This window comes from Serratia sp. 22264, from assembly GCF_052045345.1.
In the GTDB taxonomy this organism is placed as follows: Bacteria; Pseudomonadota; Gammaproteobacteria; order Enterobacterales; family Enterobacteriaceae; genus Serratia; species Serratia plymuthica.
In genome coordinates this window covers 1,320,602-1,338,192 of record NZ_JBQEOY010000001.1, presented here as the reverse complement: position 1 = coordinate 1,338,192, position 17,591 = coordinate 1,320,602, and the positions used below count along the sequence as shown (strand labels likewise).

The 17,591-nt window shown below is 58.0% G+C and carries 4 protein-coding genes (1 of these 4 cut by a window edge); all 4 read right to left on the bottom strand.

The annotated features are described in order from the left end of the window. Positions 1 to 39: 39 nt before the first annotated feature. Tightly spaced (at most 44 nt apart), the 4 genes in view from ACTJJ1_RS06305 to ACTJJ1_RS06290 form a layout consistent with a single transcriptional unit that may run on beyond the window. Entirely contained in the window at positions 40 to 399 is a 360-nt protein-coding gene (locus tag ACTJJ1_RS06305; protein ID WP_062790739.1) for a hypothetical protein, read from the bottom strand. After that, positions 396 to 1,565 carry a cupin-like domain-containing protein gene (locus ACTJJ1_RS06300; protein ID WP_004944602.1) on the bottom strand — a complete coding sequence of 390 codons (1,170 nt, stop codon included), beginning with the start codon at positions 1,563 to 1,565 and terminating at the stop codon, positions 396 to 398. The genes ACTJJ1_RS06305 and ACTJJ1_RS06300 overlap by 4 nt, the downstream gene beginning before the upstream one ends. Positions 1,566 to 1,589: 24 nt before the next feature. Next, positions 1,590 to 1,859 (bottom strand): acyl carrier protein, encoded by a 270-nt coding sequence (locus tag ACTJJ1_RS06295; protein WP_041416949.1) that lies wholly within the window; start codon positions 1,857 to 1,859, stop codon positions 1,590 to 1,592. Between the two features lie 44 nt (positions 1,860 to 1,903). After that, positions 1,904 to 17,591 carry the 3' portion of an SDR family NAD(P)-dependent oxidoreductase gene (locus tag ACTJJ1_RS06290; RefSeq protein ID WP_440832808.1) on the bottom strand. 4,145 nt of this gene lie beyond the right edge of the window, so only the last 15,688 of its 19,833 coding nucleotides appear in the window; its start codon lies beyond the right edge, outside the window; it ends in the stop codon at positions 1,904 to 1,906.

Here is a 17,591-nt window from a genome sequence, read left to right as displayed (position 1 = left end):
AAGAAGGCGTGCATCAATTTTATTCAGGCGAATCGGTTACTAACGGACGGACATTTTTAACTTGTCTCGTTTAAATATCTTGACGGCGCCCGTTTGGCTGTCACGAACGGCGACCAAACTGCCAAAGTTAAATGCTTTCAAGACAAAACGGTCGATCAGTTCCGCTTCGGAAAGCTCTTTACCCAGTCGGTACTCTTTTTTATTGAGATCCTGCCAGGATTCATCGGCGCGATACTTAAACCACAGGGGCTTAAGCCGGTGGTACTGCACGTTCTCACCGTCCAGAAATTCCTGCAGCGTCTCCGTCGAAGCCCGATCATCATTAAGGATGTAATAGGCTTTGTCTGCCGGACAAACAATCATGTTGAACTCGCCGGAATTTATCAGGTACTCGCTCATTGTTTATCCCCATTGGTCAGAACATCGCTGGTCGAAGTATAGGCAGAGAAATAGTTCTCATCGCCGATGGTTTTGGATTTTTTCCCCAAGTTATTAAAGATATCGAACTTGAATTTGATGAAGGATGGATCGGAGTTCAGAATGTTGTCGTACACCGGCATCAGCGTCGGGACATCTTTGCCTTTGGTCATGGTATCCAGATTCACTTCCGTCATTCGCATATTGGCCATGATCTGCAACGGTGTGGTGTTGATAACCGCATGCGGCCAGTATTTCGTGAAGAAGATGACATCGCCGGGTTCCAGATCGACATAAAATTTGGGCGCGTACGCATAAAGTGGACTATGGATTTTATGGAAGTTCATATCCAGGCGAGCATCCATTTTGGCTGACATGCCATTGGCGCCGTCAAAGAAGGGACGCAAGATATACCCTAGCCGTGGATCGACGAAATACCACCGTTTTACCCCACTGATCATCAGTGCACAGGAAATATCATTTCCCTGATGCCAGTTGGTTCCCCAGGTGCGAAGATTGCCGACAAATAACTGACTGAAACTATTTGCAGAATGACCATAAAACAGATCAAGTATTTTTTCAGCCCCCACTTCATCGATTAAATCCGGATAGTCGTTAAATATCTCCGCAGAGTTGTTGATGTAATAGCTGACCTTTGAATCCTTGTCCAATTGAGACCGCAGTATTTTTTCCAACTTGAGTTTTTTTAGGCTGGTTTCTTTTTCATCATAACCCACCGCGATAATCTCAGTGTCTTTGTAGTGCTCAATCAGGTACTCATGGGTCCATTGTTGAACGGCTTTCGTGTCGTTGAGAAAACCCTTGGCAATAATCGGCGGATTGCTTGCGTCATTGATCATGTGCTGGAATGTATGCCGATCCATATTTGAGAAATCGTAGGACTTCATTTTTATGAACGTATCGGCACAATCCATGTTGGCCAGATCCGGACATTTCGCCTGGAGGTCGGCCAATTTCTTCTCAAACAGGTCGCGTTCGAAGGTGGCCATAAACTCAGGCGCGTTCAACAGCAACCGCATATGCATCATAAAGTGGAAATTCGCCTGTTCCTCCTGATCGAGAAAGAAGTGTGGCATCAGGTCGAAGGCTTTGCGTTGCGTTTCACTTTGAATGTCATACTTTTCCATAAAAGTTTCCTCTGAGACTCATGTTCATAAAAAGGTCATTTCAAGACGATTGAAGTGATGTTTTTTCAGATACTCACTCAACCCTTGCAACGAATTGACTTCCAGGAATACAACCGGCGTCAGTTTGATAGAGAAAAATTTATTCAGATCGACGCAATATTGGTTGACCTCCATTGACTCAAACCCATATTCATCAATATCACTTTCCCACTCGATAATGTCCGGGCTGCACTTCAATACTTTCGCAGCCTGCGTAACAAGGTAGCCCGACAAGGCTTCGTCTAATTCATTCATTGCACACCCCTATTTGAATAAAAAAAAACGGTACAATTGCACCCTTACTCCACGACAGAACGCTGTTCCGCGTTTGTCGGTCCTGCATGATGACCGTCAGCGACGTCGCTATCGTGGAATCCCTCATGCCAGCAGAACAGCTTCCGCAGTGGGTTGGCAGGCAAATGAAGCTTGCGCAGTCCGTCTCGCCACCCTTCGTCCTGCCGCAATTTGGCCCACTCCACGGCATCCCCCGCCAGCCATTTCAACAAGGCTTGCCGCACGCCGTCGCTCAAGGAAGACAACGCTTTCTCTCGCATTGGCGGCGCTTCACGGCTGTCGTAAATGCCATCCTGATGGCCCGTATGCGACAGCCAGCACTGCAACTTCTCTTGCAATTGCGCAATGCTGGCGGCGCTGACCGCCAGTCTCACGTCTCGATGCTCTCTGCCCTGTTGCAGGGTATATTCGAGCCGTTCCAAATAGAGCGACTCGCGCGCCTGCTGCTTTTCTGGCGTGGGATCCTGTGCTGCGTCGCGCGCAGAGAGGTTTGCCAACGCACGCGGCAGAAAGTCCAGGTAATCGCTCACCAGCAGGTTCAATCCGGCCTCATCCGCCTCAGAAAACAGGAAAATGAGCGGCCGCTCGGCCGGGAACCACTCGGCGTGGTGTTCCGTTTCATAGTCTTCAAGCAGCAAATGGGCGTTCACGCCGCCAATGCTCATGGAATGGATGGCGCCGCGCCGCGGGTAAGGCCCCCGCTTCTGCCAGGGACGATCTTCATCGAGCAGTTCAAAACCATCAGTCAGAGTGATCCCTTCGTTCAACGCGCCGAGTCCCGCAATTTTCGCCAGTTGGCGGTGGTGCATGGACAGCACCATTTTCACCAGGACAGGGAACGTCGATGCCGTTTCGGCGTGCCCGGTCAACGGTTTGAGTGAACCAATGGCGATAGGCGCCGCCTGGGTTGAAGGTGCGTTCGACGCCTGGCTGGCCTGCAAGTGGGGGCCATAGACCGACTGGATGGCGACCAGCTCCGCCGCGTCACCCAACTGGGAACCGTTGGCCTCGGGCTCGATATAGGAGATGGTCGCCGGATCGAGCCCGGTCTCCGCGAAGGCGGCGACGATGGCCGCTTTTTGCCCCTCAATATTGGGGCTGTACCATTTCAATGGGGCTTTGCCGCCGTGGCTGACGCCGACGCCTTTGACATTGACGTAAATGGCATCGCCCTGCGCCAAGGCATCGTCCTCCGCTTTCAGGATAATGGCGCCGACCACTTCGCTTTTCACATAACCGTCAGAATCACTGGCGAAACTTTTCGTTACCGGATGAGAGCTGTACAGCGCTTGATCGTCGGTGCGGTTCTGCGCGAAGGGCGAAAGACCCAGTTCCGCGGTGGCGACAATCGCCTGCTGGCAACGCCCCTCTCTGATGGCGCTCATGGCGTGCCTGATCGCAACCAAAAAGCTGGCGCATCCGGTTTCCACGATCTCGCTGAGCCCTGACAGGTTCAGAATGTTTGAAATGCGGTTGGCGTAAGCGGAGATCTGCTCCGCCTGGAAACGCCACTGAGCCGCCTGCTGCGGATCCACTTTGGCCTGAATATCCTGATAGCCTGAATGCCCGCGGGTCGCGACAAAAAGCCCGGTCCGTTTCTCACGGAACTGGCTCAGGGTATAGCCGGCGTCCGTGATGGATTGCCAAATGACTTCAAGCAATTTTCGGATCTGGGGATCCAGTTTTTGCGCGTCCTTGTGGGAAACCTTGAACAGTTTGCGATCGAAATACTCAACCCCATCCAGATAAGCCCCGATTCTGCTGCTGCCGATCTCTTCTTCATCCAGGGCCATCAGGCGCCTGCGCTTGTCACTCAGCGTGGAATGCGCCGCTCGGCCAGCGCGCAGGTTATCCCAAAATGCAGCGATATCCTCTGCCTGCGGGAAGATCCCCGCCATGCCGATGATGCTGATATTTTGCCCCTGTTCCTCCTCCGTGCGCATTTTGCTTTCTTTCGGCTTCGGCTCCGCTTCTGCCAACGGTCCTGGGTTACTCAGCATGGCCAGCTGTTCGCTGAAATGGCTGCGCAGATACAGCTGAATTTCACCGACGGTGTGGTATTCCATAAACAGCGAGCGGGAGACTTGCGGGAACTTTTCGCGGATGTCATTTAACAGCGCGATGGACACGACCGAATCCATGCCCAATTCCTCCAGAGCGGTATCCGGGCCGATCGCCGCTTCGGCCACTTTGAGCTGCCGGCCGATCAGCGCGGTCAGGTAAACCTCAAGGTCAAAACGCGCCTCGGCCTTCTGCGGTACGCTGTCCGCCAGGGATGGTGACGGTATGCCGCCTATTTTTTCCGGCTGGCGGTGAACGTCATGCGCCAAGACGTGGGGGGCGGCGTGTTCCTGTCCTTGAGCGGTGGGAAGCCAGAACGCCTGGCGGTCAAAGGGATAGGTCGGCAAGCTCAGGCGAAGCGGCTGCTGCCCTTGATATAAGCCTGACCAATCAAACTCCAGCCCCTGGCACCAAAGGCTCAGCAGTCTGGCGTATTTACCGCGCACCACCCATTTCGCGATGGCTTCGCGCAGTTCTTCATCAGCCGAGAATTGCGCCACCAGAGCGTTGTGGCTGCTACGCTGGCCGCGGTAGACCTCGCCGGGTTCCTCGTTACCCTGCAAAAAACCGTCCAGTTTTGCCCTCAGCTCGTCGAGGGACTGCACGATCCAGCCCAGCCGCGCCGTCATGGCATCCCGCCCGACTTGCAGCGTATAGGCCAGATTCATTAGCGTCAGCTCAGGTTTTTCCCGTTGCTGATCCAGGTATCGCCTGAGGTTCTGGGCTACGTCACGCAAGCGAACATCATCCCTGGCTGACAACGGGATCACATAGCGCGAGCGCGATTGCGGCGCCGGCAGTACCGACCGATTGCCGCGATATTCCTCTATCACGATATGCGCGTTGGCGCCGCCGAAACCGAAAGAACTGACGCCGGCCCGGCGCGGCAACGCATTACCCTGCGCGTTTCGCAATGCGCGCCAGGGGCGATTCTCCTGCACGACATAGAATGGCGTGTTCGTGAAGTCGATATAGGGATTCAGTTCTTCACAGTGCAGGCTCTTCACCAACGTCTGGTGTTTCAGCTGCAGCAACACTTTGATGACGCCGGCAATACCTGCCGCCATCTCCAAATGCCCGATGTTGGTTTTCACCGACCCGACGGCGCACTCCGCCTCAGGGTATTTCTCGCCCGGATAGAGAGCCTGCATATCGTGAAACGCGGCTTTCAGGCTATTGATCTCAATCGGATCACCGAGTTTTGTGCCCGTCCCGTGCGCCTCAATGTAGCCGACCGTCCTGGGGTCGATGCCGGCATCGCGGTAGGCGCTGACCAACAGGGCCGCCTGCGCTTTTGGGTTCGGCGCGGTCAAGGAACTGGCGCGCCCGCCGTGATTTTGCGCGCTGCCGCGGATGACGCCATAAATATGATCGCCGTCCGCTTCGGCCGCCGATAAGCGCTTCAGCAGCAGCATGCCCGCGCCCTCGCCGCGCACATAGCCGTCAGCCTGGCTGGAGAATGTTTTACAACGACCGTCGGCGGCGAGCATGCCCGCTTTGCAGAAGCTGACGAACGTATCCGGCGTGACCAATGTATTAATGCCGCCTACGATGACCATATCGCAGCCTTCATGACGCAGGGCTGAAACACCGCGATGAATGGCGATGAGCGAAGAGGAACACGCCGTTTCAATTGGCTCACTCGGCCCATGCACATTGAGGAAATAGCTCATACGATTCGGGCCGACCGAAGGCACAATCCCCGTTGCGGTGAAACCTTCCGCCGGAAGTTTCGCATCGACGATCAGACCGGCATAACCGGTGTTTCCCGTACCGACATAAATGCCCAGCCTACTGCCGGCCAAAGAAGCGGCCGAGTAACCCGCGTCTTCAATCACTTTCCAGGCATGGGTCATCAACAGCCGCTGTTGCGGATCCATCAGTTCGGCCTCTCGGGGGGAGATACCGAAAAAGAGCGGATCGAATTCCGCCATATCCTGAATGAATCCTCCCCAGCGAATACTGTCGCGATTTTCAGTGCTGTGTACAGCCTGTAGGGAATCCCGCCAATTCCAACGGTCTGGCGGCACCTCGCTGATGCAATCTTTCCCCTGCAATAGATTTTCCCAGTAGGCGTCCAGATCCGGCGCCATAGGGAAACTGCCGCTCATCCCCACAATGGCGATCGCTTCCTGAGCGTCGTTCCGGTCGTGAACGGCTGGTGAGGCGGACGGTTTCGGCTGGGGCGAGCGCTCGACTGAGACATCATGCGCCGGCGCCTCATCGCTCTGCGGTGCTTGCGCCATCACTTGCGCGGCAAACAGCAGGCTAAAGCGCGCACGATAGCGTTCGGCCAGATAATGCGTCAATCCCGCAACGGTCGGGTACTCGAAAAACACGGTCGGCAGCAGTTCCAGCGCATATTGCCGGTTCAATTTATTGGCAAAACTGGTCGTCAGTATGGAGTCGAAGCCCAGCTCGCTTAACTCAATATCGTTATCGATGTCAGCGGCGTCCACGTGCAACAACGCAGAAATTTCCTGCATCAGAAGCGACTGAACCGCTTCATGCAACGCCGGTATATCCACCGCCTGGGTGGACGCATCTTCGGCTATCCGAGGTGCCGGTGCAGCCAGCTCCCCGGTTTCCGGCTGGGCGAACGCGGTAAACCTTGCGGCGAATGCGGCCTGATAGGTTGCCGTTAGATAGCCGCTCAGCGCCGCAATCGTCGGATACTCGAAGAACAGGGTTGGCAACAGGTCGAGCTGATAGCGCTGATTCAGCGTGTTGGCGAACCCGGTCGTCAGAATGGAATCGAAGCCCAGTTCCGTCAATTCGAGATCCAGATCGATCTCGGTCGCCGCCACGTCAAGCAATGCGGAGACTTCGCGGATCAACAACTGCTGCACCGCCTCTTCCAGCCCCGTTTTGTCAATCGGCACCGCCGCCTTCTGCCCGCTGCCTGCCGCCGGCTCAACGCGGTGCTGTTCACCACCGTTGGCCAATGTCAGGCGCAACTTTTCAATGTCGCCGGCGATCACCAGCACTTGATTTTCTTCCCGCTCAAGCGCCTGATAGAAAGCCTGCAGGCCGGCAGCCGCAGACATCGCGATCATGCCCGTGTTCTGGTACATCAGGGTTTCAGATGCGTCATCAACCGCCATGCCGCCTTCTTTCCACAGCGGCCAGTTGATCGTCAGACTTCTGCCCATCCGCGCCTGAGCCGCCACCTGCCGCTGGCGGTAGTGAGCGTAAGCATCCATGAAACTGTTCGCCGTAACATAATCAGCCTGCCCTGGATTACCCAAGGCGGCTGCGGTTGATGAAAAGAGAATAAAGAAATCCAGCGGGTGCTGCGCCAGGGCCAGATCCAAGTTCACCGTCCCTTGCACTTTAGGTGCGAGTACGGCCAGAAAATCCTCCGGCGACTTTTTCAGGATGTAGCTATCGCGCAGCACGCCAGCGCAATGGAGCACGCCGTTGATGGTGCCGTACTTCGCCATGGTGCTGGCGGTTAACGCCTCAACCCCTGGGCGATCGCAGACGTCAAGCTGGCAGTAGTCAACCTGAGCGCCCAGCGCGATCAACTGGCTGACTGCGGCTTGGATCCGATCGTTCATCGACGTTCGTCCGGTGAGGATCAGCCTGGAACCGCGGGTTTGGCGGGCAATCTCTGTGGCAAAAATAAGCCCCAGCCCGCCTGCACCGCCGGTAATCAGATAAACGCCCCGCTCTTTCCACGGAATGCGGACCGCCCCTGACGCTGGAGACACGGCGGAGGTTCCGGTTAGTGAGTGCACTTCCCGCCAGGATAAAACCTGGCGCCCCTCCCCGCCGTAGCGTATGTGAATATCTTCCGGCACGAGGCTGCTTTCCCGCAGCCTGTCGTTAATCTCGTCGGCGCGCGCCGTCGCCTCCAGCTCAATCAGTTGGCCAATAAACCGGCCATTCTCTAAACGCGCCGTTTTTAACACCCCGCAGAGCGCGGCGGAAAACGGCGCGGGCAGCGCCCCGACAACCGCCACTTGCAACAGCATCGGCTGCTTGGGCCGCCCATCCAACAGGGATTTTACCCGGCCAAACAAGGCCAGCGCCTGCTGCTGAAAATCCAGGGCGATATGGTCCTCACTGTCCATGGCCGGGAAAATCAGGTCATTCGTCAGGCCCATGGCTTTCGCGACGGAAGGTTCTCCGCAGAAGAGTGTTTGACGGTGGGAGTACGCATGCGGAGCAACGACATCGCCTCGGACCTGTTTACGCGACCACGTCGGCACCAGCAGCAGCGTGCCGTTGCCGGGCGGCGTGTCGGGCTCAGGCGCGCGGACGCTGAATCCCTGCAAATGAACGCAGAGCCGCCCGGTATCGTCGTATAGCTCAACGGTCAGTTTCTGGACTTTCGCCCGTAGCGCAGGCTCGGAGCCATGCTCATACGCAATGCGGGCCCACATTCTGGACGTGCAGCGGTGCAGGATCTCCATTGACTCCAGTTCAAACGGCAAACCCAGCCGATGATCCTGGGACAACCCCAGCGTCGCCTGTAATGCAGAGTCCATCAGACTGGGATGCAGGACATACTCGCCCAGCGTCTCTTTGAGGGTTTCAGGCAGCACCAGCTGCGCAAGCACGCGACCCTTGGCGACATGCAGCCGTTCAATGCCCTGATGTCCGGTGCCGTATTCGATCCCCAACTGATGGAAAGCCCGGTAACATTCGGCTTTCTCTAGCGTACCGTCTTGGTGCTCGGCCATCGCAACCGACAGATCGAGCCGGGTTTCGCTAGCCGCAAACGAGTCCGCAACGATCGCTTTTCCCTGGCAATGCGTCTGGGTTTGGCCATCCGCCATCTGAGAACAAATTTCGAACCGAATCACCGTCGGCGATTGCGGCATTAATTTTACCATCACAGGGGAAAGGCCGTTTTCGCCGGCGGCGATGTAAGGGCGAATCCAGACGATCTGAGTCAACTGTAGACGCCGTTCACGCCCCACCGACTGTTCAACGGCGGCGCGCGCCATTTCCAAATAAGCGACGCCAGGCAAAAGCCGTTTTCCCATCACCACATGGTCTGACAGGAAGAATTCGCCGCCGTCAAACCAAGAGGTAAAGCTGAGCGCGGTCAGGTCGGAGGTATTGCGGTGTACCAGCGGGTGCAAACGATAAGGCTGGGATGGCATGACTGGCGGCGTCGCCTCTCCGTTCTCGCTGGCCGCGGCGGTTTTCTCTTTCAACCAGAAACGATCCCGTGCGAACGGATAAGTTGGCAAGCCGATCTTGCGGGGTGGCGTTGCCGCGGAGTACAGCGTTTTCCAGTCAACGACGGCGCCCTGCACCCAGGCCTCGAGCCGCTTGCCATACTTGCCTTGCCGGTCTTCATCAGCCGCTGCAAATAAGGCACCATTGCCCGCTTTCGCATTGCCGCGATAGATGCCCGGCGCCGGTTTGGGGTCGGCAAGGTAGCGGGACAATGTGTCTTGCAAGGCCGGCACGGAGTCGGCGACAAAGGCCAGGCGTTCATCCATGGCTTCGCGCCCCACTTGCAGGGTATAAGCGATATCCGCCAGGCTCGGTTGCTGCTCGGCAAACGCCGCAGAATCCAGGTAGGTGGCCAAACCTTGTACGACCGCCTCCAGGCGAGCGGCTTTTTTTGCCGACAAGACAATCGCCACCGGCGCCGCAGAGGAAGCAGTAACGCTGACGGCCGGTTCCGCAACGTACTCTTCGAGAACGATGTGCGCATTCGCCCCACCGATGCCAAAACTGCTGACGCCGGCTATTCTCGGCAGCGGCCGGCCACCGGCGTCTTGCATCGCCGGCCATGGCTGCGTTTCTCGCACTAGGTAGAACGGGCTCTCGGCAAGATCCAAATACGGATTCGCCGTCTGCAAATGAACGTTGCCAGGAATTTTCTGGTGACGGAACATCAATAACACTTTCAGGACACCAGAAATGCCGGCTGCGGCTTCCAGGTGGCCGATATTGGTTTTTACCGATCCGAGTCCACAACAGGCTTCGCTCGGCATGGATTGCCCCCGCTCTTGATACAAGGCGGTGAACGCTTTTCTCAACCCATCGATCTCAATCGGATCGCCCAGCCGGGTTCCCGTGCCATGGGTCTCGATATAACCCACCCTCGCCGGATCGATGCTGCTGCGGCGATAGGCCTGGGTCAGCAGCGCCTGCTGCGCAACCGGGTTCGGCGCGGTGGGCGACGTTGCTTTACCGCCGTGATTCTCGGCGCTGCCGCGGATCAGACCGTGAATGCGATCGCCATCGGCAATCGCCTGGCGGAGGGGTTTGAGCATAATGGCGCCGACGCCTTCGCCGCGGCCGTAGCCGTCTGCGCTGATATCAAAGGTTTTGCAGCGGCCGTCTTCGCTAAGGATCCCCGCTTCTCCGGCGGTGATGGTGATCCCCGGATTGACGATAATGTTGACGCCGCCGACCAACGCCATATCGCAACTGCCGGCGCGCATTGCTTCTATCGCCCGGTGAATGGCGACCAGTGAACTGGAACAGGCGGTATCAATGGGTTCGCTTGGGCCATGGAGGTTCAGTATGTAAGACACACGGTTGGCCAGCGCGAAGTGAGAAAGCCAAGGGGGATCGCCGATGCCGAACTTATCGTGGGAATACTTCAGCCAGGCGTCTTTGTATTCAGAGGTCGATACCCCGACAAACACCCCGGTGTTGCTGCCCGATAAATCACTGGCGCGATAGCCGGCATCCTCAATCGTCGCCCAGACCGTTTCCAGGAAAATCCTGAACTGCGGGTCCAATGACTGGGCTTCCCGTGGAGAAATGCCAAAAAAAAGCGGGTCGAAACAATCGACATCCTGCATGAACCCGCCGCAATTCACGTTGGTTTTTCCGGGCGTTTCATGCGGGTTTCCATAATATTCCCGCCAGTTCCAACGATCGGCCGGAACCGTGCTGATCAAGTCCTGATTCGCTTCCAGTTTTCGCCAGAACTCATCCAGATTGCGCGACTGCGGGAATCGGCCGCTCATACCGATAACCGCTATCGCTTCCGGCTCTTGCGGCCCGGTCGTCGCCGTTGAGGCGACGACCGGGGATTCTTGCTGTGGCGTTGACGCATAAGCCGCCGCCCGCCAGCCAAACGTTTTTTCACCATCATCCCGCATTGCCAGGCTGGTGGCGGTGATGATTGGAGGCGGCTCTTTGGCGGCCGCCATTTCCGGCGTGCCCGCTATTTGAGCGACGGCATCGGGATAAGTGTCGGCCAGATGATGACCCATCGCCCGCAGGGTGGAATGTTCAAAGAACACCGTCGGCATCAGCGTCAGGCCATAGGCCTTATTGAGACGACCAGCAAACTCGGTGAAATCGATGGAATTAAAGCCATATTTGGACAGTTCCATATCCAACTCAACCTTGTTCTCATCGAGCTTTTGCAGCTGAGCCACCATGCTGACCAGCATGGCGTGGACGCGTGCAACCCGAACCGGGCTGTTTTCGCCTGCCAGCTGACGGGGCACCTCTTCGCGGCTTGATGAACCCGCGGGCAGCGGATCGCGTGTCTCCGAGAGTCGGCGCCCGATCTGCTCGGCTTCGCCATACATAACCGCCAACTGCGGCTCCGGGCTGTGCAGCCCCAGAAGCAACGCCTCTATCCCCGCTGCGGCGGGCATCGGCACCAAACCCGACTGGCGCCTGAGCTGTTCAGCCGCCTGCTCGGAAATTCCCATACCGCCATCGCGCCAAAGCGGCCAGTTCAACGACAGGGTTTTCCCGCGCCGTAAACCATCGGCAACCTGCTGGTTACGCTTGAAGGCGAAGCCGTCCATAAAGCCATTGGCGCAGGCATAGTCAGCCTGTCCGCTATTGCCAAACGCGCTGCTCAAAGAGGAGAACAGCACCATGAAGTCCAGATCGCAATCCCGGGTTGCCTCATCCAAAGCCAGTGTGCCCGCGACTTTCGGCCCTAAAACCTCAAGCACTTCACGTTCAGTCTTATTGACAATGAATGCGTCACGCGTGACGCCCGCACTGTGGATGACGCCATTCAATCGGCCCTCATCCTGCAGGATTTGCCGCACCAGGCGGCGAACTTGCTCGGGATCGGTCACATCACCCTGATAGTAAGCCACCTGGGCACCCTGCTGCCGCAGCGCCGCAAGGCGTTGCTCATTGAGGCCCTGTAAAGCGGAACGGCCACTCAGGACGAAACGAGCCTGATAGCGCGCCCCCAGTTCACGGACCAACTGATAGCCAATACCGCCCAGCCCGCCAGTGATCCAGATAACGGAGCCAGCAGCCATCGGCGGCACACCGGCGGCGTCCGTCAGCGCTGTTTGGTGCCACTCCCGCACGCTTCTGCCGCCCGCCGCGTCGTAACGAATCTCGACGGCGCCCTCTGTCTCCTGCATTTCGGCATGCAGTTGGGTCGGCAGTTGCATGGCCGCGTCAGCGGCATTCGGGTAGCGGATCACTTTTCCATTGAGGCCTGGCTGTTCCTGGCGGGCCGTTTTGAGCAGCCCTGCTGCCGCGGACAGCCACGACTCGTTCACCGGTTCCGCCGCCAGTATGAACAGCGCCTGCCGCTGGGCCTGTTCCGTGCAGGCAAGCGTGCTTTCTTTAATTTGGGCAAACAACTGCTGCAGACAAAGCGTCAATTGCGCCGGTGTCTGATCTGCATCGGGCGACAGGCGCATGATCCGGCAAGCAGGCCAGGCGCTTTGCAACGCGGTTTGCCACGCATCACTCTCCTGCGCCAGAATAAAACGAGGCGGCGCGCCAGAAGTGCGTTCAGATTGTGGGAGAACAGCAATCTGCTGACGGGCCCACTGAGGCCGGGCAAAGACCAGCGACACCGCCGGTGCTGCGATCATTTTCAACCCCTTCATTTCGACCAGGATATGGCCGTGACGATCGGTAAACCAGATATCACAACTTACGATCTGCTGCTGCGAGCCGCTCCCTGAAGGGTGTTGGCGAATATAGGCCAACAGACTCCCCGGCAATGGCCGGTGGACCCGCAGTTCATCCAGGCTAAACGGCATCAGCGGGCGATCGCTTTGCCGCTCGCCGCCGGTGGCCAACATGATCGCGGCCAAAACGGCCCCGTTCATCAGGGTTGGGTGCAGCGCCACCGTCTCGCCGTCAACATCGCCCGGCGTTTCCAGCGCGATTAACGCTTCTTGATGCCCTTGGTCATAGCGGGTGATGCCGAGCAACCTTGGTCCGATCGCCGCAGCGAAGAATTCGGCGCAGGCACTCTGTTCTCTGCGCTGCCGACAGCGCTGCGCGATCTCGCCAAGCGGCAACGGCTGAAGCGCCTGTTCGCCGGCTGAGCCGGTCATCACTCGGGCCTGCGCGTGCATCGCGCCCTGCGAACTGACCGTGCAGCGATAACCGTGTTGATCCCGGCTCAGGTGCAGATCAATATCGGCTCCGCTCGCTCCCACCGCCACGGGTTGTCGCCAGACCACCTGTTTGAGTCCGATGACGGCCGGGGGATCTTCTGGCTGGAGATGCGCCGCCGCCAATTCGCTCATCCACGCCAGCGACAGCATGCCCGGCAACAACCCGCCGTGATCTTGCAAGAAGTATTCAGTCCCGCTTAACGTTTTGCGCTGTGAGCTAACGGCCATCTCGACCGCAGGCTCCGTTTCCGGCATGACGTCTTGTTCAGACGGGTGAGATACCGACAGTATGCGGGTCGAGAAGCCGCGCAAGCTCACGCAGATACGCCCCCGTTCATCGCAGAGATCGACGTCCATTTTTTGCACTTGCGGATCCGCGGCGTTATCGGTTGTGACCAGCCGCAGCCAGACCCAGAGCCGGGTGTCGATGTTGCCAAAGACCTCCAACTGCTCCAGCGCAAACGGCACATAGGCGGCGTCGGGGCGCGGCTCAGAGCCATGCAGCCCCAGGCTGGTTTGCAATGCGGCGTCGATCAAACTCGGGTGCAAACCGAGCCCCTGCAGGGCTGCCGCATTCGGCAGCGCAATTTTGGCCAACACCTGGCGCTCTCCCGTCAGCAGCTGCTCAATGCATTGGAATGATTCGCCATACTCGAGCCCCATGTTGCGGAACCTTTGGTAGCACTGCGCCGGCAGATAGCCGGGGCCCGTCATCTGGCTTTTCAGCTGCTCCACGTCCAGAGAACGGTGCGCCGGGATGGCGTCATTCAGATGCGGCACAATCACGCCTTGGCTGTGGATCGTGCGCTGCTGTCCTTCGTTTTCCGAATACACCCGATAGTCAACAAGCCCTTCGTTCTGCTCACAGAGCCCGAGGTAAAGGGTCATGGTCTGTTGTGCGGCGATCGCCGGCTGAAGCCAAAGAACCTGTTTCATGCTGAAGCGCAGCGGCTGAGGCGTTGCAACCGACGGCGAGGCCGCGCAGGCATAAGCCGCACGCGCCATTTCCAGATAGCAGACGCCCGGCAAAACTTTCTGCCCGTAAATCCGGTGATCCTTGAGGAAAAACTCTTCACCGCTGAACTCAGCGCGAAAACGCAGCTCCCCCAGCGTTGAGGCATTCTCCTGCAGCATCGGATGCAGCGCGCCCCGTACGGCGACGGCACTTCGCGCCGGCGATGACGCGCCGCCCTCCACCCAACAGCGTTCACGGGCGAACGGGTAAGCCGGCAAGACAACGCAGCGGGACACGTCCGGCAACAGCTCGTCGCCTTTCAGCACGTACCCCTGGCAGTAATAATCCGCCAGCGCGCACAAATTCTCCTGATATTCCTGCCCTGTACTACGTTGCGATTGGCGCAGCAACGCATCGACGTGTTTTTGAATGGCTGGCTGCCCTATGAAGCCCAGAGGGATACCGTTACCGCGGAACAGATTGGGGCGCTGCACATGTTCGGCCTGTTGCAGGCTAACGATGGCGCCCTCGCGATCTTCGACCACGATAGCCAGGCGGTAGCGGAAATGGCTACGGCCGTGGAGCAACGTATAGCTGATCGCCGCCAGACTCTGACTCTCGGTTTCCGATCTTTGCAAATGCAACATCAGATCGCTGGCCTTGAGATAGAGCGCCTCCTCGGTCTTGGCGGACAAGCAAAGCAGATAATGGCTGCGTTGCTGCTCTGGCGCCGCAGGCGCCTGCGCATATTCCTCGATGAGAAGATGCGCATTGGTGCCGCTCATGCCGAAGGCGCTCACTGCCCCCATTCTTCGTTTATCCGCCACCCTCGGCCAGGCGCGGGCTGTTTTATTGACGTAGAAAGGACTCTCCGCCCAGGTGATGTAGTCATTTTCCTGTTGGCAGTTGAGACTTGCGGGAATGATTTGCCGCTGCAAAGCCTCAATAAGGCTCACGGCGCTCAGAAGGCCCGAGGCGGCGAAAGTATGACCGAAATTCGTTTTGGTCGATGTCAGAGCGCAAAAGGCCTGTTTATCGGTGTGCGCTTTGAACGCCTCATTCAGCGCATTGATCTCAACCGGATCGCCAAGGCGGGTGCCCGTGCCATGCGTGACGATATACTCAATTTGCGCCGGGCTAATGCCGGCACGTTGATACACAGATTTGAGCAAATCGGCCTGCGCCACGCCGTTCGGCGCGGTGATCCCGTTAGTCTTGCCATCATAGTTGATGCCGCTGGCGCGGATCAGGCCATGGATCCGGTCGCCATCGGCCTCTGCCTGCGACAACCGTTTCAACACCAGCACCACGACGGCTTCCCCCGGCACCATGCCGTTGGCGCGCTGATCGAAGGTATAGCAGGTCCCGTCCTCTGACAGCATGCCTGAGCGCGCCATGATGTCGAAACCTTCCGTCGAGAGTTGCAGGCTGACGCCGGCGGCCAATGCGGTGTCACATTCCCGGTTACGCAGGCTGGCGCATGCCAGATGCGCCGCGACCAAGCCGGATGAACAGGCCGTATTGATCGCCAGCACGGGGCCATGCAGATCGAGGAAATAGGCCAGTCGCGAAGCCAGAATGCCGTTATGATTGGCGGTGATTTCAACCTGCTCGCTCGCGGTGAAATGGCCGTAGGTTCCTTCTTCGACACCGACAAACGTACCGATACTGTGCTGTCGCAGCGAGTGATCCCCATAACCGGCATGCTCCAGCGCTTTCCAGGTCTCCTGCAACAGTTGGCGCTGGGCCGGATCCATGTTCTGCGCTTCCCGTGGCGAAATTTCAAAAAACAGCGGGTCAAACTCCGCAACGTCTGGCATGACGCCGCACCACAGTTGGCGCGCCGACGCGCTGCTATGCTCTCGGCAAGATTCGTCACGGCCGCGCAGATACGCCTCGCTCACCTGGCTGACGGACGATTTGCCCTCCGCCAGATAGCGCCACATTTCCTCAACGTCGCGGGCACCGGGGAACCGGCCGCTCATGCCGATCACCGCGATCGGCTCTTCTTGCGCAGACGGCGCAAGCGCAGGGGTATGCATGCCCGGGTTGCGGACTGATGGAGGAACCAAATGGGCGCGCGGGTCTGCCGACTCCCGCTCGCCTGGCGAACTGCCGTAGCAGGTGTGCATTAACGCCCCGTGAGTCGCCATAAAGTACTGGCTGAGCCGCGAGAGCGTGGCATGCCCGAAAAACAGGGCCGGCGACACAGCGATTTTCCAGCGCCGGCTGAGAGCGGCGGCAAACTCCGCCAGGCTGATTGAATCAAAACCGAAATCCGCCAGGTTCACGTCATGCTGCAAACGATACCGCTCAATGCTTAAAATATCGCTCACCGTCTGCTGCAATTCCCAAAGCACGCACTGTTCAACCGTCAGCCCTTTCATTTCAGGGTGGGAAACGATGGCGGCTGCCGGTCGATTTTGCGCGCCCTGTTGACGCGGCCCCCCCGCCAGCAGGCGTTGCAGCGCATCGTGCTGACCGGCCATGACCAGCACCGCGCCCTCTTCGCCGGCGAGCAGCTGTTCGAACACCCTCAATCCTTCTTCACTGCACAATGCGCGCTGGCCGCTGGTTTTCAGGTAAAAGGAGGTCGCCTGCTCCCGTTCGGCCGAACCCTGCGTCATGCCGCCGTCTGCCCACACCGGCCATCCGATAGCGACAGTCTTGCGGGCGGACCGCGCGCCGCGATGTCGGCTGTTGGCGTAAGCCATTTGGAAACGATTCGCCACGGCATAATCACCGGCGCCAAAATCGCCAAAAATAGCAGCGCTGGACGAGAAGTAAACGATAAAGTCCAGCGCGTGTTCTGCGCCGAACACGCTTTGCCAGGCGTTATCAATCGTCTGAACACCCTGAACTTTCGGCGCCAGCACCTGATGAACCCCGGCGAGATCTTTCTCCGCCAGCGTTTGCTGCGTTTGCGCCCCCGCGGCATGCAAGATGCCGTCGATGCGGATCCCCTGACGCCGACAGTCTGCAAACAGAGACTCCATCTGCGACAACTCGCTTACATCGGCCTGGAAGTAGGTAATCTGACCGCCATGTTGTTTGATGGCCCGCAAATCCGTCTGTTTATCCAGATTAAGCGGAGAACGGCCAATCAAGATCACCTTCGCCATAAAGTTTTCGCACAGATAGCGCGCAAATATCATCCCCAACCCACCGAGCCCTCCGGTAATCAGGTAACATCCGCCCATTTTTAAACAACTTTCCGCTTTCACGTTTTCATCGTTGTTTACAGCATGAGCGCCGCTTGCCATCTGGACCGGTTCATACGCCAGCACATGGCGTTTGCCCTGAAGATACAGCGCGTTTTGGCCCGGTTCACTTTGCAACTCAGCCCAGACGGCG

What these genes read in the sequence shown, in the direction of transcription:
- ACTJJ1_RS06305 (WP_062790739.1), bottom strand. Translation starts at nt 399, where the DNA reads ATGAGCGAGTACCTGATAAATTCCGGCGAGTTCAACATGATTGTTTGT.
- ACTJJ1_RS06300 (WP_004944602.1), bottom strand. Translation starts at nt 1,565, where the DNA reads ATGGAAAAGTATGACATTCAAAGTGAAACGCAACGCAAAGCCTTCGAC.
- ACTJJ1_RS06295 (WP_041416949.1), bottom strand. Translation starts at nt 1,859, where the DNA reads ATGAATGAATTAGACGAAGCCTTGTCGGGCTACCTTGTTACGCAGGCT.